Source organism: Streptomyces sp. NPDC002779 (assembly GCF_042888685.1).
Classification (GTDB): Bacteria; Actinomycetota; Actinomycetes; order Streptomycetales; family Streptomycetaceae; genus Streptomyces.
This window is the reverse complement of sequence record NZ_JBIAQC010000008.1, coordinates 262,989-282,406: the sequence shown is the minus strand read 5'-3', so window position 1 is coordinate 282,406 and position 19,418 is coordinate 262,989. Positions and strand designations below refer to the sequence as shown.

Here is a 19,418-nt window from a genome sequence, read left to right as displayed (position 1 = left end):
CAAGTCGTAGGGGACCGAAGGCTGTTCGAACCCTATTCAGTCCCTGTGCCCCGCCCGTGTCCACCGGCCCGGCTGTCACACGATCGCCATTCGGCCGACACGAACCCACAAGACCCGGTGACCATTCCGGCTTCCTGTTGCCCTCTTCTGTACGGGAGTTGGCCGAGGTAGCGTCCCGCGCATGCCGATACGCACGCGCTTCATGATCTGGAGACCGCTCGCGACGGCGGCCACGGCCGCCCTGATGGCCACCCTCCTCTCACCCGCGACGGCCGGGGCAGCCCCGCGCACGAGCGAACCCGTCCACTCCTACGACGCCGCCATCCGCGAGGCCGTCTGGGTGGACACCGGACTCGACGGCGACGCCGACGGACGCACCGACCGCGTCGCCGTCGACATCGTCCGCCCCAGCGAACCCGCGCAAAAGGGCCGCAAGGTGCCCGTCATCATGGACGCCAGCCCCTACTACTCCTGCTGCGGACGGGGCAACGAGAGCCAGAAGAAGACGTACGACGCGGACGGCGACGTCGTCCAGATGCCGCTGTTCTACGACAACTACTTCGTGCCCCGCGGCTACGCCTTCGTCGGCGTCGACCTGGCCGGCACCAACCGCTCCGACGGCTGCGTCGACGTCGGCGGGCGCTCCGACGTCCAGTCCGCCAAGGCCGTCGTCGACTGGCTGAACGGCCGCGCCAAGGCGTACACCACCCGCACCGGCACCACCCGGGCCAAGGCCACGAACTGGACCAACGGCAAGACCGGCATGATCGGCAAGAGCTACGACGGCACCATCGCCAACGGCGTCGCCGCGACCGGGGTCGAGGGCCTGGAGACGATCGTCCCCATCGGCGCCATCTCCTCCTGGTACGACTACTACTTCGCCCAGGGCGCCCCGCTCTTCGACTCGGGCCCCGACTGGCTGTCCAACTACGTCGAGAGCCCCGACGCCCGTGCCCGCTGCGCCGCCGTGCAGCAGAAGATCGTCGCCGGCGCCCCGCGCACCGGCGACTGGACCCCGCTGTGGAGCGAGCGGAACTACGTGCCGGACGCCGACCGGGTCGAGGCCAGCGTCTTCGTGATCCACGGCATGCAGGACCTCAACGTCCGCGCCAAGCACTTCGGTCAGTGGTGGGACGCGCTCGCCAGGAACGGCGTCGAGCGCAAGATCTGGCTCTCCCAGGTCGGACACGTCGACCCCTTCGACTTCCGCCGCGCCGAATGGGTGAACACCCTGCACCGCTGGTTCGACCACGAACTCCTCGGCTACGACAACGGCATCGACGACGAACCGATGGCCGACATCGAGCGCCGGCCCGACCAGTGGGTCACCTCGGACGTCTGGCCCCCGCGCGGCACCGAGAAGACCACCCTGCGGCCCGCCGAAGGAGCCGAGGAGGGCGTCGGCACCCTCGGCCTGACCCGCGGCACCGGCACCGAGACCTTCACCGACGACCCCGCGCGCGACGAGACCGACTGGGCCGCCCACATCGACCGGCCCACCCCCGACAAGGCGGGCTTCGTCACCGGACCGCTCACCCGCGACCTGCGGCTGTCCGGCTCCTCCAAGGTCACCGTCACCGCGACCCCGACCACCGCCACGGCCCACCTGTCGGCGGTCCTCGTGGACCTCGGCCCCGACACCATCCGCGACTACGCCGGCGCCGGCGAGGGCATCACCACCCTCACCGAGCGGACCTGCTGGGGCGCGAGCAGCACCGGCGACAGCGCCTGCTTCAAGGAGACCGCCGCGAAGACGGCCGACGTCGACTACACGATCCTCAGCCGCGGCTGGGGCGACCTCGCCTCGTACGGGGGAGCGCCCCTCACCCCCGGCACGCCGTACACCGTCACCCTCGATCTGGCGGCCACCGACCATGTCGTCCCGGCCGGCCACCGGCTCGCCCTGATCGTCGCGGGCACCGACCGGGACCTGATCGAACCGCCGTCCACCACCCCCACGCTGACGCTCGACCTGTCCCGCACCTCGGCCCGTGTGCCGCTGGTCGGCGGCGCCGACGCCTTCCGCAAGGCCGTCTCCGGCGCGACCGCCGCCCCGAGCGAGGCCGTCCTCGACGGCGTACGCGAGCCGCGCACCGCCCAGCGCATCCCGGAGGCCTCGTGAAGTCCCGTATCGCCGCGGTGATCGCGGCCGCCCTCGCCGCACCCCTGCTGTCGGTTCCGGCGCACGCGGCGGACACCCCGCCCCGCACCGGTTTCGAGGAGTCGGGCGGCGCCCGCTGGACCAGCCAGCCGGAGGAGCAGGACTTCCTCGCCGCCGTCGACGAGGCGAGCGACCGGGTGTCGGTCAGCCGGATCGGCACCACCGACCAGGACCGCCCGCTCCAGCTCGTGCGCATCGGCACCCGCCCGACCACCCGCACCGTCCTGCTGGTGTGCAGCCAGCACGGCGACGAGCCCTCGGGCCGCGAGGCATGCCTGACCACCATCCGCGACCTGGCGTACGGCGACGACGAGCGCACCCGGCGCCTGCTGCGGAGCACGACCGTGCTCGTCGTGCCCACCGCCAACCCCGACGGCCGGGCCGCGAACACCCGCGGCAACAGCGACGGCGTCGACATCAACCGCGACCACCTCGCCCTGAGGACCGCCGAGGGCCGGGCCCTGGCCGCGGTGATCCGGGACCGCAGGCCGGACGTGGTCTACGACCTGCACGAGTACGGCGGTACACCGCCCTACTACGACAAGGACCTGTTCGACCTGTGGCCGCGCAACCTCAACACGGCCCCGGCCGTGCACCAGGAGGCACGGACGCTCTCGCTCGACTTCGTGCGGCCCGCGGCCCGGGCCGACGGCTACACGACCGGCACCTACGGCATCTGGACCGACCCCGTCACGGGTGAACCCGTCCGGCAGGTCGCCGGGGACGGTCAGGAGCGCATCCTGCGCAACATGTCCGGAATCAAGCACACCGTGGGCCTGCTCATCGAGAGCCGGGTGGAACCCCTCACCGAGGTGCCGGAGCCGGTCAACAACCTGCGCCGGGTCCACTCCGAACTCTCCGCCCTTCGGGGCCTGTTCTCCTTCGCGGGGGAGCGGGGACGGCAGGTCGACGCGGCGACCGCGGCCGCCCATCTCGCCGGCTGGCGCGACACCGGACCGGTCTTCGTCGGTGGCGCGGACAACGACCCCGCCGAGCCCGCCGAGACCATCCAGGACCCGCCCTGCGGCTACCGGCTGACGGACGATCAGTACGCCCAACTGAAGGACGAACTGGCGCTGCACGGAGTGCGCACCCGGGGCACCTACGTCCCGCTCCGCCAGTCGCTGCGTGCCCTGGTCCCGCTGCTCCTCGACGCCCGCGCCCCGTATCACCTCACGGCGGCGGAGCCCGACACCGACTGCTGAAACGGCCCTGACGGACGGCACCTGTGGTAGGCCGTAGGGGATGCGCAGATAGGGCATACCCGCGGATTCCATTGAAAGGTGCCGCAGATGACGGAAGACCTGAAGAAAAGGGGCGGCCGGGAAGGCCCTTCGGAGCCTCCCGGCCCCCACCACACCGACCGCGTGGTGTTCGGAGTCACCGCCGTCATCACCGTGGCCTTCGTGATCTGGGGCTCGACGGCGACCGACTCGCTGCAGAGCGTCTCCACGAAGATGCTCAACGGCCTGATCCACAACGGCGGCTGGGCCTTCATGCTCGCCGCCTCCTGCTTCGTGGTCTTCGCCCTCTGGCTCGCGGTCAGCCGCTACGGCCGCATCCACCTCGGTGCCGAGGGCGAGGAACCCGAGTTCCGGACCGTGTCCTGGGTCGCGATGATGTTCAGCGCGGGCATGGGCATCGGCCTGATGTTCTACGGCGTGAGCGAGCCGCTCTCGCACTACATGAGCCCGCCCCCGGGCACCGACCCCGCCAACTCCGGTGAACGCATGGAGACGGCGATGGCCACCACCCTCTTCCACTGGACGCTGCACCCCTGGGCGATCTACGCGGTGGTCGGCCTCGCCATCGCCTACAGCACCTTCCGCAGGCGCCGCCGCCAGACCATCAGCGCCGTCTTCACCCCGCTCATCGGGGAGCGGCACGCCAACGGCACCGGCGGCCGGATCATCGACATGCTCGCGATCATCGCCACCGTCTTCGGCTCCGCGGCCTCCCTGGGCCTCGGCGCCCTCCAGATCGGGTCCGGTTTCCAGGAGCTGGACTGGATGGACGACGTCAGCGACGGCCTGCTCGTCGCCATCATCGCCGTACTGACCCTGGCCTTCGTCGCCTCGGCCGTCTCCGGAGTCGAGCGGGGCATCCAGTGGCTGTCCAACACCAACATGGTGCTCGCCCTGATCCTCTCCGTGTTCGTGTTCCTCGCCGGCCCCACCATCATCGTGCTCGACCTGCTGCCCACGTCGATCTTCGCCTACCTCGGCGACCTGCCCCAGCTCGCCGGGCGCACCGAGGCCGGCGGCGGCGAGGGCGTCGCGGACTGGCTGGGCAGCTGGACCGTCTTCTACTGGGCCTGGTGGATCTCCTGGACGCCCTTCGTGGGCATGTTCATCGCCCGGATCAGCCGGGGCCGCACCATCCGGCAGTTCGTCGGCGGGGTCATCCTCGTGCCCAGCACCGTCAGCCTCGTCTGGTTCGCGGTCTTCGGCGGTACGGCGATGAAGCTGAAGGAGGGCGGCGCGCTCGGCGGCGAGGACACCCCCGAGGGCCAACTCTTCGGCGTGCTGCAGGAGTTCCCCATCGCCACGGCCACCAGCCTGCTGGTGATGCTCCTGGTCGGCATCTTCTTCGTCTCGGGCGCCGACGCCGCGTCCATCGTGATGGGCACCCTCTCCCAGAAGGGCGCGCTCGAACCCGGCCGTCTCGTCGTGGTGTTCTGGGGCGTGGTGACCGGCGCCGTCGCCGCCATCATGCTGCTCGTCGGCAGCAGCCAGGGTGACGCGCTCACCGGCCTGCAGAACCTCACGATCCTGGCCGCCGCGCCCTTCGTCCTGGTGATGATCGGCATGTGCGTCGCCCTGCTGCGCGATCTGCGCCGGGATCCCGTCATCGTGCGCCGCGAGATGGGCAGCGAAGCCGTCGCCCTGGCCGTGATCGCCGGTCACCGCAAGTACGACGGCGACTTCGAGATCAAGGTCGGCCCCGGCCCGGGCACCGAGACGGAGGGCGACCCGCTGGGCCACGACCACGCCTGAGCGCGCTCAGCGGGAGGCGAGGGCGGCCGCCTCCTCCGCGCAGCCCCAGGCCACCGTCACTCCGGCGCCGCCATGGCCGTAGTTGTGCACCAAGGTCCGTCCGTCCGGCAGGAGTTCGCGCTCCAGCCGGACCGCGTCCCGCACCGGCCGCAGCCCCACCCGGTGGTCCAGCACCCGCGCCCCGGCGATCTCCGGCCTCAGCTCGGCGCACCGCGCCACGATCGCCTCGGCCACCTTCGCGTCCGGCTCCAGCGACCAGGCGCCCTCCTCCGCCGTGCCGCCCAGCAGCAGCCGGCCGGGCTGCGGAAAGAAGTACGCCATCTCGCCGGAGGCGTCGGTGGAGGTGACCCAGGTGTCGATCCCCGGGTTCTGAACGACCACCAACTGCCCCCGCACCGGCCGCACGGACGGATCCGGCACCAGTTCCCGCGCCCCGAGCCCCGTGCAGTTGACCACGACCGGCGCCTGCGCCTCCGTGAGCGCGGACACCTTCCGCGCCTCGATCTCCCCGCCCGCGCCGAGGAACCGGTCCCGCAGCCACGGCAGATGAGTCGACATGTCGATGAGCGGCAGCCGGGCCGACAGCCCCGCCCCGTCCGGCGCGGCCCGCAGCCCCGGCACCCGCCGGGCCGCCCAGGCGTCCGCCCCGTCCAGCTCCCCTTCGCCCAGTACCCCTTCGACCATGCGTACGCCGGTGGCTTCGGGGCTCCGGGCCAGCTCCTCGTAGACATCGAAGGACCGCAGCGCCCACTGCCGCGCCAGGGCCAGCGGTTCGATCCGGTACGGCCACCACAGCGCGCCCGCGACCGCCGAGGTGGTCCGCTCGACGGGGTCGCGCGTCCACACCCGCACCCGGCGCCCGCCCTCGGCCAGGACCACGGCGGTGGTCAGTCCGATGACCCCGCCGCCGACCACGATGACTTCGTCGTTCCGCCGCTTCTCCACCCCGGGACGGTAGCGGAATGTGCCATGCCGTGCTCACATCACCCCCGTGCTGGGGATACTCACAGCATGTCTGCCGAGTACGCGACCTTCGACCTGGCACCGGCGATGCGTGCCGGTGGAGTCCTCGCCAACGGTGACTACCAAGTCCACCGGGACTTCGTGGACTTCATCGTCGAGGGCCGCCCGCTGCTGTTCCAGCTCTCCGACCTCGACGCCGTCTCCCCGCTCGCCTCCGACGTACCGCCCGCGATCTTCACCGCCCAGGTCCAGAGCCTCCTGCTGGAGGCGGACCCACCGCTGCCGGACGGCCGGTACGTCATCTACGGCTGCCCCGAGTGCGAGAGCCTGGCGTGCGGCGCGGTCACCGCCGCCATCGACCGGTCCGGTGACGACTTCATCTGGCGGGACTTCGCCTGGCAGACCGACGAGCGCGCCGATCTGGAGCGCAACGGCTACCACGGCATAGGGCCCTTCCGCTTCCGGGGTGCCGAGTACCGGGCGGCGCTGGCCGCCCTCCTCGCGGCGGCCCCCGCCGGTTCCCGCCGCCGCGTCCTGCTGATCGGCGCCCGGGTCGCGCTGCCGGCCAAGCTTGCCGCCGCCCTGCGCACCATCGGCATCGGCGCCGACATCACCCGCGACGCCGACGGCGTGCCCCCCGACGAACTGCGCGGCTACGGCGCCGTCGCCTTCGGCCGCGGGGCCACCGAGCAGGAACGTGCCGCCGTACGCCGGGTCTTCGACCGTGCCGGCGTCGAGGTGGCCTACGTCCATGGTCTGGCCCCGATCGTCCCGTTGCTGGTCGCCCAGATAGAGAACGCCCTGGACCGCAGCCCGGTGCAGCAGCGCCGGCTGACCCGCCTGGTCGCGGTGGACGGCGAGGCCGGCGTGGAGGTCACCTCGCCGTGCCGGGTCCAGCTGACCGCGTACCGCCGGGACCGCCTCTACCGCACCCACACCCACGAGGTCTTCGACGGCGTCCTGGAGGCCGGCCGCCATCGCATCGTCCTGGACGCCAAGGCGGTCAAGGGGGAGTCCTACGTGGTGGCGCGGAGCTCGGGGAGCGTGCTGGTGGAGGCCATGGCCCGGTGAGACGAGGGGCATGAAGCCACCCGGCGCCGCCCCTTAGGATCGAGGCCTGATGACTGCCACCCTCGTCGTGAAGAACCTCGCCGCCGGCCACGGCGACCGCGCCCTGTTCAGCGGGCTCGACCTCGTCGTCGCGCCCGGAGACGTGATCGGTCTGGTCGGCGCCAACGGTGCCGGCAAGTCCACCCTGCTCAGGATGCTGGCCGGGCTGCTCGCACCGGAGGAGGGTGAGCTGCGTCTCTCCCCGCCGACCGCGACCGTCGGCCACCTCCCGCAGGAGCCGGAGCGACGGCCCGGCGAGACCGTCCGCGCGTTCCTGGCCCGGCGCACCGGCGTCGCCGAGGCCCAGCGCGCCATGGACGACTCCACCCAGGCCCTGGTGGACGGGGCGCCGGGCGCGGACGACGCGTATGCGACCAGCCTGGAGCGCTGGCTGGACCTGGGCGGCGCCGACCTCGACGAGCGGGCCGAGGAGGTAGCCGGCTCCCTGGGCCTGGCCGTCGACCTGGACCAGCCGATGACGTCGCTGTCGGGCGGCCAGGCGGCGCGGGCCGGGCTCGCCTCCCTGCTGCTGTCCCGCTACGACGTCTTCCTCCTCGACGAGCCCACCAACGACCTCGACCTCGACGGCCTGGAGCGCCTGGAGCGCTTCGTGAGCGGCCTGCGCGCCGGCACCGTCGTCGTCAGCCACGACCGGGAGTTCCTCACCCGCACGGTCACCAAGGTCCTCGAACTCGACCTCGCCCAGCAGCAGATCAACCTCTACGGCGGTGGTTACGCGGCCTACCTGGAGGAGCGCGAGGTCGCCCGCCGCCACGCCCGCGAGGGCTTCGAGGAGTATGCCGACAAGCGGGCCGCCCTCCAGGACCGCGCCCAGATGCAGCGCTCCTGGATGGACAAGGGCGTGAAGAACGCCCGCCGCAAGGCGAGCAACGACAACGACAAGATCGGCCGCAAGTTCCGCAGCGAGGCCAGCGAGAAGCAGGCCGCCAAGGCCCGCCAGACCCAGCGCATGATCGAACGCCTCGACGTCGTCGAGGAGCCGCGCAAGGAGTGGGACCTGCGCATGGAGATCGCCTCGGCCCCGCGCTCGGGCGCGGTGGTGGCGACTCTGCGCGAGGCGGAGGTCGCCCGCGGCGACTTCACCCTCGGCCCGGTCACCCTGCAGATCGACTGGGCGGACCGGGTGGCGGTCACCGGTGCCAACGGCGCGGGCAAGTCGACCCTGCTGGGCGCCCTGCTCGGCCGTGTCCCCCTGACCGCGGGGCAGGCGGCGCTCGGCTCGGGCGTACTGATCGGCGAGGTCGACCAGGCCCGCAAGCTGTTCCACGGCGAGGAGGCGCTGCTGGACGCCTTCGCCGCGGCCGTCCCGGACACCGAACCGGCCGAAGTGCGCACCCTGCTCGCCAAGTTCGGCCTGAAGGCGGACCACGTCCTGCGTCCGGCGGCCACGCTCTCACCCGGCGAACGCACCCGGGCCGCTCTGGCCCTGCTGCAGGGCCGGGGCGTCAACCTCCTCGTCCTCGACGAGCCGACCAACCACCTCGACCTCCCGGCCATCGAGCAGCTGGAGTCGGCACTCGACGCCTACGAGGGCACCCTGCTCCTGGTGACCCACGACCGGCGCATGCTGGACGCGGTCCACGTCACCCGGCGCCTGGAGGTCGCCGACGGCAAGGTGACCGAGCGCTAGCCCTTGCCCTTGCCCTTCAGCAGCGCGCAGACGAAGTTCTCCTGGACGGCGCGCAGTGTGCGCAGCAGATCCGGCTTGAGGGTCTGGTTGATCTGCGTGGTCGTGGAGAAGGTCAGGGACCTGCGCCCGTCCGGGGTGGCCGCGAACAGCTGGGTGTAGCCGGGTGTGTTGCCGGTGTGGCCGAGGACCACCCCGCAGCGCGTGGCGTACCGGAAGAGGGCGAGCCCCGCCTTGTTCTTTCCCGGCCCCGCGGGCTCGGACGCGCCCTCGACCCAGGCGCGCTGCTGCCGGACGACGTCCTGGCCGTAGAGCTTGCCCCCGGCGTAGCCGCGGATGAAGCGGGTCATGTCGGCGGGCGTGGAGACGATGCCGCCCGAGGCCCACACCCCGGACATGCCGATGAGCTCGCTGACGTCCTCCGGCGGCTCGGGCGGGGACACGTCGTAGCCGTGCAGGTACGGCCTCGGCATCCGGTGGTCCTGCGGCAGGCTGGTGTGGCGCAGGCCCAGCGGCCGGTACACCAGCTCGCGCAGCAGCCGTTCGTACCGTTCGCCGGTGGCCGCCTCGGCCATCAGGGCCACGGCGATGTTGTCGGAGTTGGAGTACCGGTACCGGCTGCCCGGCGGGAAGTGCAGGGGCCGGTCGGCGACGAAGTCGAGCAGCCTGCGGGAGTCGAAGCGGTGCCGGGGGTCCGCGAGCAGCGTCTCCACGAACTCGGGCGACTCGGAGTAGTCGGGCAGGCCGCTGGTGTGCTGCAGCAGCCGGCGCAGGGTCACCGCGCTCCAGGCGTCCGGCAGGTGCGGCAGGCGCTCGCCCAGGGTGTCGTCCAGGCTCAGATCGCCGAGGCGGACGAGGGACAGGGCGACCGCGCCGCTGAACGCCTTGGCCGCGCTGGCGATCCGCATGTGGTCGTGCACCCCGGGCTCGCGCCCGGTCTCCAGGTCGGCCACTCCGGCCTTCACCACGCGGGTGCGGCGCTCGTCCTTGAGCACGGCGATGACTCCGGGCGGACCGCCGGGTCTGCGGATCAGGTCCTCCAACTGCCGCTGGAGGGCGGGATCGTGGTCCGGCCGCGGAGGGGTGGCGGCGCCCGCCACGGCGGGGGACAGCGTGGTCAGACAGACCGCGATGAGGGGGACCGCTCCCCGTCGGGGGCGGCGCGGGACACGGCGGCGGATCGGCATGGGCACTCCCGGGAGGCGCTGGTCGGTCGCGGTCCAGCCTGCTGCGCCCCGCACCCGTGGGCCCGCCGTGTTGCTGCACCCGGCCCAATGGCCCGGCCGCTCCACGAGGGAGAGGCCGGGCCACCGGTCAGCGCTTGCCCTTCTTCGGCTCCGCCAGCCCCGCGCGCCGCAGCGCGTCGGCCATCGCGCTGTTCGCCGGGGGCGGCGCCTGACGCGCGGTACCGCCGCCACCGCCCCGCCCCTGGCGCTGCTGCGGCGGACGCCCGCCGCGCTGCTGACGGCGCTCACCGCCACCGCTCGGCCGGTCCTGGGCCGCGGCCTCGTCGTCCAGGCGCAGCGTCAGCGAGATCCGCTTGCGCGGGATGTCGACGTCGAGGACCTTCACCTTCACGATGTCACCCGGCTTGACGACGTCGCGCGGGTCCTTCACGAACGTCTTCGACATCGCGGAGACGTGCACCAGGCCGTCCTGGTGGACACCGACGTCGACGAAGGCCCCGAAGGCGGCGACATTGGTGACGACGCCCTCCAGGACCATCCCGGACGACAGGTCGGAGATCTTCTCGACGCCCTCCTTGAAGGTGGCCGTCTTGAACGCGGGCCGCGGGTCGCGTCCGGGCTTCTCCAGCTCCTTGAGGATGTCGGTCACGGTCGGCAGACCGAAGGTCTCGTCCACGAACTCCTGCGGCCTGAGCGAGCGCAGCACACCGGTGTTCCCGATGAGGGACGCCACCTCCTGGCCGGAGGTCTTCACCATCCGCCGGACCACCGGGTACGCCTCCGGGTGCACGCTGGAGGCGTCCAGCGGGTCGTCGCCGCCCCGGATCCGCAGGAAGCCCGCGCACTGCTCGTAGGCCTTGGGGCCGAGCCGGGCGACCTTCTTCAGCTGGGACCGGGACGTGAAGGGACCGTTCGCGTCGCGGTGCGCCACGATGTTCTCGGCGAGTCCGGAGGTGATGCCGGAGACCCGGGAGAGCAGCGGGGCGGACGCGGTGTTCACGTCGACACCGACGCCGTTCACGCAGTCCTCCACCACCGCGTCCAGGGAGCGCGACAGCTTCACCTCGGACAGGTCGTGCTGGTACTGGCCGACGCCGATCGACTTCGGGTCGATCTTCACCAGCTCGGCGAGGGGGTCCTGCAGACGGCGCGCGATGGAGACGGCGCCGCGCAGCGACACGTCCATGTCGGGCAGTTCCTGCGAGGCGAACGCGGAGGCCGAGTACACGGAGGCGCCGGCCTCGGACACCATCACCTTGGTGAGCTTCAACTCGGGGTGCTTGGTGATGAGTTCACCGGCGAGCTTGTCGGTCTCGCGGGACGCGGTGCCGTTGCCGATGGCGATCAGCTCGACGGCGTGCTCCTCGGCGAGCCGGGCGAGCCGCGCGATGGCCTCGTCCCACTTGTTGGCCGGGACGTGCGGGTGGATGACGTCGGTGGCCACGACCTTGCCGGTGGCGTCGACCACGGCCACCTTCACGCCCGTACGGAACCCCGGGTCCAGGCCGAGCGTCGCGCGGGTGCCGGCCGGCGCGGCGAGCAGCAGGTCGCGCAGGTTCGCAGCGAAGACGTCGACCGCCTCGTCCTCCGCGGCCGTGCGCAGCCGCAGCCGCAGGTCGATGCCGAGGTGCACCAGCAGCCGGGTCCGCCAGGCCCAGCGGACGGTGTCCTTCAGCCACTTGTCGCCGGGGCGGCCCCGGTCGGCGATCCCGAACCTGGCGGCGACGATGCCCTCGTACGACGACGGCCCGTCCGTCGGCTCCTCCGGCTCCAGGACGAGGTCGAGGACCTCCTCCTTCTCGCCGCGCAGCATGGCCAGGATCCGGTGCGAGGGCAGCTCGGTGAACGGCTCGGCGCAGTCGAAGTAGTCGGAGAACTTGGCGCCCGCCTCCTCCTTGCCCTCCCGCACCTTGGCGACCAGCCGCCCGCGCACCCACATGCGCTCGCGCAGCTCGCCGATCAGGTCGGCGTCCTCCGAGAACCGCTCGGTGAGGATCGCCCGGGCGCCGTCGAGGGCGGCCTGCGGATCGGCTACGCCCTTGTCGGCGTCGACGAACGCGGCGGCCGCGGCCAGCGGTTCGACGGCCGGATCGCCCAGCAGCCCGTCGGCAAGCGGCTCCAGGCCCGCCTCGCGCGCGATCTGCGCCTTGGTCCGCCGCTTGGGCTTGAACGGCAGATAGATGTCCTCCAGGCGCGCCTTGGTCTCGGCGCCCAGGATCCGCGCCTCCAGCTCACCGGTGAGCTTGCCCTGCTCGCGCACGGAGTCCAGGATCGCCGTCCGGCGCTCCTCCAGCTCCCGCAGGTAGCGCAGCCGCTCCTCGAGCGTGCGCAGCTGCGCGTCGTCGAGCAGCTCGGTCGCTTCCTTGCGGTAGCGGGCGATGAAGGGCACCGTCGAACCGCCGTCGAGCAGTTCCACGGCGGCCTTCACCTGCCGTTCCCGCACGCCGAGTTCCTCGGCGATCCTGCTTTCGATGGACCCTGCTGCCATGGACCCGGGTGTCGTCACGATCCCGTACCGCCTTCTCACTGAGGTTGCGCGGCAATTGTGGCAGGTGACACCGACAACCGGGGATGAGGGCGGGCCCGGGTCAGGCCCTGCGCCCGCGCGCGCTGCCGGACGCGCCGCCGAAGAGCCGGGCGAGCGCCCGGAAGGGCAGGGTCACGACGGTGGCGATGGCGCCACCGATCTGGCGGAGTACGTCTGCAATAGCGCGGAACACAAGCTTCCCCTTTCCTCTGCGGCCACGTCGGCAGTGAGGATCGGGTACCTCGTGCGCTCTCGATCATGCATGGTGCGTGATCACGCCTTGCCGATCAGGTCGGCGGGGAAGGCGCCCGCGGCCAGCGCGGTGCGGACGAAGCCTGAGCCCAGCTCCGTCAGCCGGGCCACGCCCTCGGCGCCCAGGTGCTCGTAGGGCGCGCGGTCCAGGCGGTCCGTCTCGCGCTCGACCCGGTCGCGCAGGGCGACGCCCTCCTCGGTCAGTTCGCCGGAGTCGTCGAGCAGGCCCCGCGCGCAAAGACGGGCGCAGGCCGCGTCCCACTCGTCCTGGTTCCAGCCGCGCGTGGCGAGCTGCCACTTCGGGGTGAAGCCCCGGCCGGTCGCGGTGTGCGTCACCAGCGCCTCCAGGCCGTCGAGCTCCGCGGCCACCAGTGCGACGAGATGCCCGTCGCCCCGGTACTCGCGCAGCAGCGTGGCGGCATGGAAGTACGCCATGTGCGGCTCCTCGGGAACCGGCAGGTCCGCGTGGGCGGCGTACAGCGGCCGGGCGTGGCGCGAGCACGCCTCGGTGGCGCGCAGCGCCAGCTCCGCCGCCTCGGCCAGCTCAGCGGAGGCGATGATCTCCGCGCCGAGCAGCCGGCGCAGCATGGCGTCGACGGCACGCGCGCGTGCGGCGAGCACCTGCTCCGGGGCGGCGGTCTGCCACACGGCGGGCACATGGCGGGCCACGGCCTCGTACTTGTAGTTGTAGAAGGTGGCCGCGACCGTGCCGGGCCCGACGGCGCCGAGGGCGGCGGACCGCACCGCGAAGTTCACGGCCTTGGGGTGGGTGATCCCCAGGGCGCCCGCTTCCTCGCCCAGCTCGGGCGCGAAGTAGTGCATGGAGTGCAGCGTGTTGAGCGCGTTGTGGCAGCGGCGGCCCGCGCGCGGGTCCAGGGCGGCTGTAGTCATGCCGGGCAGGTTACCGACCGCTTGGTATCCCAGGTCCAGGGGGTGACCGCAGGTGGCAGGAAAGGTGGGGAACTCGTCATTGCGGCCATGAGCGCCGGCGCGAAGAATCGGGGGCATGGCGCAGCGAACGGTTCTCCTCATCCTCTTCGACGGTGTGCAGAGCCTCGATGTCACCGGCCCGCTGGAGGTCTTCACGGGCGCGGAGCACCAGGCGCCGGGCACCTACCACATCCGTACGGCCTCCCTGGACGGCGGCCCCGTCCGCACCTCCAGCGGTCTGACCCTCGTACCCGACACCTCCCTCGCCGACGCGCCCGCCCCGCACACCCTCCTCGTCCCGGGCGGCCAGGGCACCCGCGGTCCCGATCCGCGGCTGACCGCCTGGCTGCGCGAGCACGGACCGCGAGCCGAGCGCCTCGTCTCCGTCTGCACCGGAGCGATCCTGCTCGCTGAGGCCGGCCTGCTGGACGGCCGCCGGGTGACGACCCACTGGGCGTACTGCGCCAAGCTCGCCCGGGACCACCCGGCGATCGACGTCGACCCCGATCCCGTCTATGTCCGCGACGGACCGGTCGCCACCTCGGCCGGTGTCACCGCGGGCATCGACCTCGCGCTCGCCCTGGTCGAGGAGGACCTCGGCCGGGACACCGCCCTGACCATCGCCCGCTACCTGGTCGTCTTCCTGCGCCGACCGGGCAACCAGGCCCAGTTCAGCGCCCAGCTCGCCGCCCAGACCGCCCGCCGTGAACCGCTCCGGGACGTCCAGCAGTGGATCACCGAGCACCCGGCCGAGGACCTGACCGTCGAGGCGCTCGCCGCCCGCGCGGGACTCTCCCCGCGCCACTTCGCCCGCGCCTTCCGCGCCGAGACCGGCACCACCCCCGGCCGCTTCGTGGACCGGGTCCGCCTGGAACACGCCCGCCGCCTCCTGGAGGACACCGCCGCGGGCGTCGAGGAGATCAGCCGAGCCAGCGGCTACGGCACCCCCGAGGCCATGCGCCGGGCCTTCCTCAAGGCCCTCGGCACGGCCCCGGCGGAGTACCGCCGCCGCTTCCGTCCCGCACCCGTCCACTGACGCCGACGAAAGGTCCCCGATGCAGATCGCCATCGTCCTGTTCGACCGTTTCACCGCCCTCGACGCCGTGGGCCCCTACGAGACCCTCGGCCGCCTGCCGGACGCGGAGACCGTCTTCGTGGCCGAGCGGACCGGTCCCGTCCGCAGCGACACCGGGAACCTCGCGCTCACCGCCGACCGCACCCTGGCCGAGGTGCCGGACCCGGACATCGTGGTCGTGCCGGGCGGCCCCGGCCAGACTCCGCAGATGGAGAACACCGCGTTGCTGGACTGGCTGCGCGCCGCCGACGCCACCAGCACCTGGACGACGTCCGTGTGCACCGGCTCCCTGCTGCTGGCCGCCGCGGGGCTGCTGGCGGGGCGCCGGGCGACCTCCCACTGGCTGGCCCTGGACCACCTGAAGCGGTTCGGCGCCGAGCCCACCGGGGAGCGGGTGGTCATCGACGGCAAGTACGTCACCGCCGCCGGTGTCTCCTCCGGCATAGACATGGGCCTGACGCTCCTCGGGCGCATCGCGGGAGACGAACACGCCCAGGCCGTACAGCTGCTCACGGAGTACGACCCGCAGCCGCCCTACGACGCCGGATCGCCCGAGAAGGCGCCCGCGCATCTGGTGGCGGAGTTCCGCGCCAAGAGCCGGTTCATCCTGACGTAGGCATGCTCCAGGTGAAGCGCGGCGGCCGGCGCTGCAGGAACGCGGCTACCCCCTCCGCGAGGTCGCCGCTGCCGCGCGCCTGCTCGCTCCAGTGGGCGTCCCGGTCCGGGCGGCCGTTCGCGAACTCCTTGGCCGCCGCCTGTGTCAGCTGCGAGCGGCTGACCAGGATCCGGGTGAACTCGGCCACCCGCTTGTCCAGTTCGCCCGCGGGCAGCACCTCGTCGACCAGGCCCGTGCGCAGCGCCCGCGCGGAGTCGATCAACTCGCCCGAGAACAGCAGGTACTTGGCGGCGGCCGGGCCGGTCAGCGCCACCAGCCGCCGGGTGGAAGAGGCCGGGTAGACGACGCCCAGCTTCGCCGGCGTCACCCCGAACAGCGCCCCCTCCTCGGCGAACCGCAGATCGCAGGCCGCCGCGAGCTGCGTGCCGCCGCCCACGCAGTGCCCGCGCACGGCGGCCAGCGTCGGCTTCGGGAACGCCCCGAGCGCGTCCTCGGCGCGCCGGGCGAGGCCCTGCGCCTCCTCGGGCGCGTGCTGGAGCGCGCCGATGTCCGCCCCCGCGCAGAACGTGCCGCCCGCCCCGGTCAGCACCAGCGCCCGCACCTGGGGATCGGCCGCCAGGGTGTCCAGCAGCGGCGGCAGCGCGGCCCACATCGCCGAGGTCATGGCGTTGCGCTTCTCGGGATGGTGGATGACGACGGTGGCGACCGAGTCGGTGACGCCGTGCAGCAGCTGGGGCTCCATGCGCGGGATGCTATCCGCCCCGTCGGACGGCCGATCAGGAAGGGCGACGCGGAGCGTTACGGCACCGGGTGCGCAGGGGACTCGAAGGCTGGACAACGACGGAGGAGGCGCCGATGAGCGAGTCCACCCAGGAGCTGCGCCGCGGTTTCGGCCGGCTCACCGTGCTCGGCGTGATCCTCGTCGTCGCGGGGCTGGTCGGCCTGGTCTACACGGCCGCCGCCACGCTGACCTCGATGCTGCTGTTCGGCTGGCTGCTGCTGATCGGCGGCGCCGTCGGCCTGCTGCACGCCATCCAGGCGCGCGGCTCCAACTTCTTCTGGCTCGGTGTGGTGGTCGCGGCGCTGAACCTCGCGGCCGGTGTCGTGATCATCGCCAAACCGGAGGCGGCGGCCGAGGCGCTGACCATGTTCGCCGCGCTGCTGTTCCTCACCGGCGGGGTGTTCCGGCTGGTGGGCAGCGCGGTGGTGCGCGGACCGCAGTTCGGCTGGACGCTGATCCAGGGCGCCTTCGACCTGCTGCTGGGCATTGCGGTGCTGGCCTCCTGGCCGAGCAGCAGCAAGTACGTCATCGGCACCTTCTTCGCGCTCGCCCTGCTCTTCGACGGGCTCGGGCTCATCGCCACGGGCTACGGCGGCCGGCGCGTGATGGGGCTGGTCTCCGACGCGATGGACAACGAGGCCAAGGACCCCGGCACCCCCGCGCCCGGCACCACCGAGCCTGACACTCCCGCACCCGGCGCCACCAAACCCGTACAACCCGAATAGTTCGTAATGTCGGCACAGGTGGGACAGGACCGGTCCCGCACCTGACCACGTCATGCGTCATCGATCAGAAAGCGCTCGAAAAGCGCTGACTTGTGTTCAGTTCCATGGACCGGAGCGGCTCGGAATCAACACTCGACTCGTGGTGACAATCGAGCGCAAGGGTGGCGACCGGACGATGGAGAACCATGGGCGCGGGCCGGCCCCACGCCCAACAGAGGACCCACTGCCCTACGAGGGTGTGTGGCGGTTCACCGCCTCGGCCGTCGACGCTTCCGTCCCGCAGGCGCGGCACGCCGTACGGGATCTGCTGTACCGCCAGGGGGTGCCGCTCACGGACGACCAGGTGCACGCCCTGCTGCTGATCGTCTCGGAACTGGTCACCAACGCCGTCCGGCACGCGGCGCTGCTGTCCCCGGTGCTCGCCGTGGAGGTCGCCGTCGGCGCGGAGTGGGTGCGGGTGGCCGTGGAGGACAACCACCCCTACCGCCCCACCGCCCTGGAGGCCGACCACGGCCGGACCGGCGGGCGCGGGCTGCTGCTGGTGCGGGAGATCACCCAGGAGGCGGGCGGCGTCTGCGACGTCGAGCACACCGCGAGCGGCGGCAAGGTGATCTGGGCCGCCCTGCCGCTCAGACCGGCGCGCGTGCCGTAGCTCACCAGCCGGCGGACGGGCCCGTCAGTTCGCGGACCGCGGGACGGGCCGCGTCCAGCACGGTCATGAACCAGGCCGAGAAGGCGTTCTCGGCGTGCCGCTCCGCCAGCTCGGCGGGCGTCACGAAAGCGGTGTCCCCGACCTCCTCCGGGTCGGGGCGCAGCGGGGACTGCACCATGCCCACGAAGAGGTGGTTGTACTCCTGCTCCACCAGGCCCGAGTCCGGGTCGGGGTGGTTGTAGCGGACCGTGCCCGCCTCCGCCATCAGCGACGGCGACACCCCCAGCTCCTCGTACGTCCGCCGGGCCGCGGCCGCGAAGGGCGCCTCGCCGGGGTAGGGGTGGCCGCAGCAGGTGTTGGACCAGACACCGGGGGAGTGGTACTTGCCCAGCGCCCGCCGCTGCAGCAGCAGCCGGCCCCGCTCGTCGAAGAGGAACACGGAGAAGGCGCGGTGCAGCTGTCCCGGGGGCTGGTGGGCGGCGAGCTTCTCCGCGGTGCCGATCGTCACACCGTTCTCGTCGACCAGTTCGAGCAGGATCTCGGCTGCGGTGCCGTTCGGCGAGGTGTGCGTCGCGGCGGCAGGTGTGATCGGCATACCCATCCTTCACATCGGTTGTGCGCCCCAAGTGTGCCGCACGAATCCGGCACTCCCGGCAGTTGGTGCCCGGCGCGGCGACCGCGGAACCCTGGCGCCGCCCGGCGCTGGGAGTGAAGACGCCGCCGCGCGCCGGACCGCTGCGCCGCGCCGCGCGCCGGATTTCAGTGGCAGAGCCGCGCCTCGTGCTCGGCGTGCCCGCTGGGCTCCAGCTGGAAGGTGCAGTGCTCCACGTCGAAGTGGTCGCCCAGGCAGCCCTGGAGCTCGTGGAGCATCTTCTCGTGCCCGATCGCGCTGAGCGCCTCGGGGCTGACGACCACGTGCGCGGAGAGCACCGGCATGCCCGAGGTGATGGTCCAGGCGTGCAGGTCGTGCACGTCCTCGACCCCGTCGAGAGCCAGTATGTGGGCCCGTACCTCCATCATGTCGACGCCCCTGGGGGCCGCCTCCAGCAGGATTTCCAGGGTCTCGCGCAGCAGCTTCACGGTCCGCGGCACGATCATCAGGCCGATGACGAGCGAGGCGATCGGGTCCGCCGCCTGCCAGCCCGTCGTCAGGATCACCACCGCGGAGATCAGCACCGCCAGCGAGCCCAGCGCGTCTGCGGCCACCTCCAGGAACGCCCCGCGGACGTTCAGGCTCTCCTTCTGGCCGCGCATCAGCAGCGTGAGTGAGATCATGTTGGCGACCAGACCGATCGCACCGAACACCATGGTCAGCCCGCCCTCGGTCCCGGCCGGCGTGATGAACCGCTGGATCGCCTCGTAGAGGACGTACCCGCCGACGCCGAGCAGCAGCAGACAGTTGGCGAGCGCGGCGAGGATCTCCGCGCGGGCGTAGCCGAAGGTGCGGTTGCCGGTCGCCGGACGGTTCGCGAAGTGGATCGCCAGCAGCGCCATGGCGAGCCCCACGGCGTCGGTCGCCATGTGCGCGGCGTCCGCGACGAGGGCGAGCGAGTCGGCGAGCACGCCGCCGACGATCTCCACCACCATCACGGTGAGCGTGATCGACAGCGCGATGCGCAGCCTGCCGCGGTACGCCGCGGTCGCCGTACCGCCGGCGTGGCCGCCGTGCGCGTGCCCATGATCGTGCCCAGCCCCCATGGAAAGCCGCCTCCTGTCATCGCTTCCGGATCACAGTGAACTACGGGTGGGGGGTATCGGGCAACGCGGCACTGAACACCGTTGTCATATGCTCTGA

At 72.3% G+C, this 19,418-nt stretch carries 17 protein-coding genes; 9 read left to right on the top strand and 8 right to left on the bottom strand.

What is annotated here, in order from left to right; translation table 11 throughout:
* Positions 1 to 181: 181 nt before the first annotated feature.
* From ACFYW5_RS23990 to ACFYW5_RS23980, 3 genes are all read left to right on the top strand, one after another.
* Entirely contained in the window at positions 182 to 2,122 is a 1,941-nt protein-coding gene (locus ACFYW5_RS23990) for a Xaa-Pro dipeptidyl-peptidase (RefSeq protein ID WP_389419109.1), read from the top strand.
* Positions 2,119 to 3,366 carry a M14 family metallocarboxypeptidase gene (locus ACFYW5_RS23985; RefSeq protein ID WP_389419108.1) on the top strand — a complete coding sequence of 416 codons (1,248 nt, stop codon included), beginning with the start codon at positions 2,119 to 2,121 and terminating at the stop codon, positions 3,364 to 3,366. The genes ACFYW5_RS23990 and ACFYW5_RS23985 overlap by 4 nt, the downstream gene beginning before the upstream one ends.
* 87 nt (positions 3,367 to 3,453) lie before the next feature.
* Positions 3,454 to 5,157: a BCCT family transporter gene (locus ACFYW5_RS23980; RefSeq protein WP_389419107.1), complete on the top strand. Its 1,704-nt coding sequence runs from the start codon at positions 3,454 to 3,456 to the stop codon at positions 5,155 to 5,157.
* 6 nt (positions 5,158 to 5,163) lie between these two features.
* On the opposite strand, the gene ACFYW5_RS23975 is transcribed toward ACFYW5_RS23980, so the two are convergent.
* Positions 5,164 to 6,102, bottom strand: a complete 939-nt coding sequence (locus ACFYW5_RS23975) for an FAD-dependent oxidoreductase (RefSeq protein ID WP_389419106.1) — start codon at positions 6,100 to 6,102, stop codon at positions 5,164 to 5,166.
* A 66-nt stretch (positions 6,103 to 6,168) separates the two neighbouring features.
* On the opposite strand from ACFYW5_RS23975, the gene ACFYW5_RS23970 reads away from it, so the two are divergent.
* Both ACFYW5_RS23970 and ACFYW5_RS23965 read left to right on the top strand, forming a co-directional pair.
* Positions 6,169 to 7,191 (top strand): oxidoreductase, encoded by a 1,023-nt coding sequence (locus ACFYW5_RS23970; RefSeq protein ID WP_389419105.1) that lies wholly within the window; start codon positions 6,169 to 6,171, stop codon positions 7,189 to 7,191.
* 49 nt (positions 7,192 to 7,240) lie between these two features.
* Positions 7,241 to 8,881: an ABC-F family ATP-binding cassette domain-containing protein gene (locus ACFYW5_RS23965; protein ID WP_389419104.1), complete on the top strand. Its 1,641-nt coding sequence runs from the start codon at positions 7,241 to 7,243 to the stop codon at positions 8,879 to 8,881.
* Here ACFYW5_RS23965 and ACFYW5_RS23960 read toward each other — a convergent pair.
* The 4 genes from ACFYW5_RS23960 to ACFYW5_RS23945 all read right to left on the bottom strand — a co-directional run bounded on the left by ACFYW5_RS23960 (position 8,878) and on the right by ACFYW5_RS23945 (position 13,735).
* Positions 8,878 to 10,065, bottom strand: coding sequence for a serine hydrolase domain-containing protein (locus tag ACFYW5_RS23960; RefSeq protein WP_389419103.1), 1,188 nt, complete (start codon positions 10,063 to 10,065; stop codon positions 8,878 to 8,880). The two genes, ACFYW5_RS23965 and ACFYW5_RS23960, sit on opposite strands and share 4 nt — an antisense overlap.
* A gap of 127 nt (positions 10,066 to 10,192) precedes the next feature.
* Positions 10,193 to 12,571, bottom strand: a complete 2,379-nt coding sequence (locus ACFYW5_RS23955; RefSeq protein WP_389419102.1) for a Tex family protein — start codon at positions 12,569 to 12,571, stop codon at positions 10,193 to 10,195.
* Between the two features lie 82 nt (positions 12,572 to 12,653).
* Complete coding sequence (locus ACFYW5_RS23950) at positions 12,654 to 12,785, bottom strand: LPFR motif small protein (protein ID WP_256959483.1); 132 nt, start codon at positions 12,783 to 12,785, stop codon at positions 12,654 to 12,656.
* An 80-nt stretch (positions 12,786 to 12,865) separates the two neighbouring features.
* Positions 12,866 to 13,735 carry a hypothetical protein gene (locus tag ACFYW5_RS23945; protein ID WP_389419101.1) on the bottom strand — a complete coding sequence of 290 codons (870 nt, stop codon included), beginning with the start codon at positions 13,733 to 13,735 and terminating at the stop codon, positions 12,866 to 12,868.
* Between the two features lie 115 nt (positions 13,736 to 13,850).
* Here ACFYW5_RS23945 and ACFYW5_RS23940 point away from each other — a divergent pair, with 115 nt between their 5' ends.
* Together ACFYW5_RS23940 and ACFYW5_RS23935 are read left to right on the top strand one after the other, a co-directional pair.
* On the top strand, positions 13,851 to 14,810 hold the full coding sequence (locus tag ACFYW5_RS23940; protein ID WP_389419100.1) for a GlxA family transcriptional regulator: 960 nt from the start codon (positions 13,851 to 13,853) through the stop codon (positions 14,808 to 14,810).
* A gap of 19 nt (positions 14,811 to 14,829) precedes the next feature.
* Positions 14,830 to 15,465 carry a DJ-1/PfpI family protein gene (locus ACFYW5_RS23935; RefSeq protein ID WP_389419099.1) on the top strand — a complete coding sequence of 212 codons (636 nt, stop codon included), beginning with the start codon at positions 14,830 to 14,832 and terminating at the stop codon, positions 15,463 to 15,465.
* Here ACFYW5_RS23935 and ACFYW5_RS23930 read toward each other — a convergent pair.
* A complete protein-coding gene (locus tag ACFYW5_RS23930) occupies positions 15,452 to 16,207 on the bottom strand; it encodes an enoyl-CoA hydratase/isomerase family protein (RefSeq protein WP_389419098.1) in 756 nt (251 codons plus the stop codon). The genes ACFYW5_RS23935 and ACFYW5_RS23930 overlap by 14 nt on opposite strands.
* Before the next feature lie 113 nt (positions 16,208 to 16,320).
* Here ACFYW5_RS23930 and ACFYW5_RS23925 point away from each other — a divergent pair, with 113 nt between their 5' ends.
* Both ACFYW5_RS23925 and ACFYW5_RS23920 read left to right on the top strand, forming a co-directional pair.
* Positions 16,321 to 16,971: an HdeD family acid-resistance protein gene (locus ACFYW5_RS23925; protein WP_389419097.1), complete on the top strand. Its 651-nt coding sequence runs from the start codon at positions 16,321 to 16,323 to the stop codon at positions 16,969 to 16,971.
* A 175-nt stretch (positions 16,972 to 17,146) separates the two neighbouring features.
* Positions 17,147 to 17,623 carry an ATP-binding protein gene (locus ACFYW5_RS23920; protein ID WP_389419221.1) on the top strand — a complete coding sequence of 159 codons (477 nt, stop codon included), beginning with the start codon at positions 17,147 to 17,149 and terminating at the stop codon, positions 17,621 to 17,623.
* A 1-nt stretch (position 17,624) separates the two neighbouring features.
* Here ACFYW5_RS23920 and idi read toward each other — a convergent pair whose 3' ends face one another.
* Positions 17,625 to 18,218: an isopentenyl-diphosphate Delta-isomerase gene (gene idi, locus ACFYW5_RS23915; protein ID WP_389419096.1), complete on the bottom strand. Its 594-nt coding sequence runs from the start codon at positions 18,216 to 18,218 to the stop codon at positions 17,625 to 17,627.
* A 164-nt stretch (positions 18,219 to 18,382) separates the two neighbouring features.
* Positions 18,383 to 19,321 (bottom strand): cation diffusion facilitator family transporter, encoded by a 939-nt coding sequence (locus tag ACFYW5_RS23910; RefSeq protein WP_389419095.1) that lies wholly within the window; start codon positions 19,319 to 19,321, stop codon positions 18,383 to 18,385.
* Between the last annotated feature and the right edge of the window lie 97 nt (positions 19,322 to 19,418).

Coding starts and splice junctions, on each gene's coding strand:
- ACFYW5_RS23930 (WP_389419098.1), bottom strand. CDS start 16,207: ATGGAGCCCCAGCTGCTGCACGGCGTCACCGACTCGGTCGCCACCGTC.
- idi (WP_389419096.1), bottom strand. CDS start 18,218: ATGCCGATCACACCTGCCGCCGCGACGCACACCTCGCCGAACGGCACC.
- ACFYW5_RS23970 (WP_389419105.1), top strand. CDS start 6,169: ATGTCTGCCGAGTACGCGACCTTCGACCTGGCACCGGCGATGCGTGCC.
- ACFYW5_RS23920 (WP_389419221.1), top strand. CDS start 17,147: ATGGAGAACCATGGGCGCGGGCCGGCCCCACGCCCAACAGAGGACCCA.
- ACFYW5_RS23960 (WP_389419103.1), bottom strand. CDS start 10,065: ATGCCGATCCGCCGCCGTGTCCCGCGCCGCCCCCGACGGGGAGCGGTC.
- ACFYW5_RS23925 (WP_389419097.1), top strand. CDS start 16,321: ATGAGCGAGTCCACCCAGGAGCTGCGCCGCGGTTTCGGCCGGCTCACC.
- ACFYW5_RS23935 (WP_389419099.1), top strand. CDS start 14,830: ATGCAGATCGCCATCGTCCTGTTCGACCGTTTCACCGCCCTCGACGCC.
- ACFYW5_RS23980 (WP_389419107.1), top strand. CDS start 3,454: ATGACGGAAGACCTGAAGAAAAGGGGCGGCCGGGAAGGCCCTTCGGAG.
- ACFYW5_RS23940 (WP_389419100.1), top strand. CDS start 13,851: ATGGCGCAGCGAACGGTTCTCCTCATCCTCTTCGACGGTGTGCAGAGC.
- ACFYW5_RS23990 (WP_389419109.1), top strand. CDS start 182: ATGCCGATACGCACGCGCTTCATGATCTGGAGACCGCTCGCGACGGCG.
- ACFYW5_RS23910 (WP_389419095.1), bottom strand. CDS start 19,321: ATGGGGGCTGGGCACGATCATGGGCACGCGCACGGCGGCCACGCCGGC.
- ACFYW5_RS23945 (WP_389419101.1), bottom strand. CDS start 13,735: ATGACTACAGCCGCCCTGGACCCGCGCGCGGGCCGCCGCTGCCACAAC.
- ACFYW5_RS23965 (WP_389419104.1), top strand. CDS start 7,241: ATGACTGCCACCCTCGTCGTGAAGAACCTCGCCGCCGGCCACGGCGAC.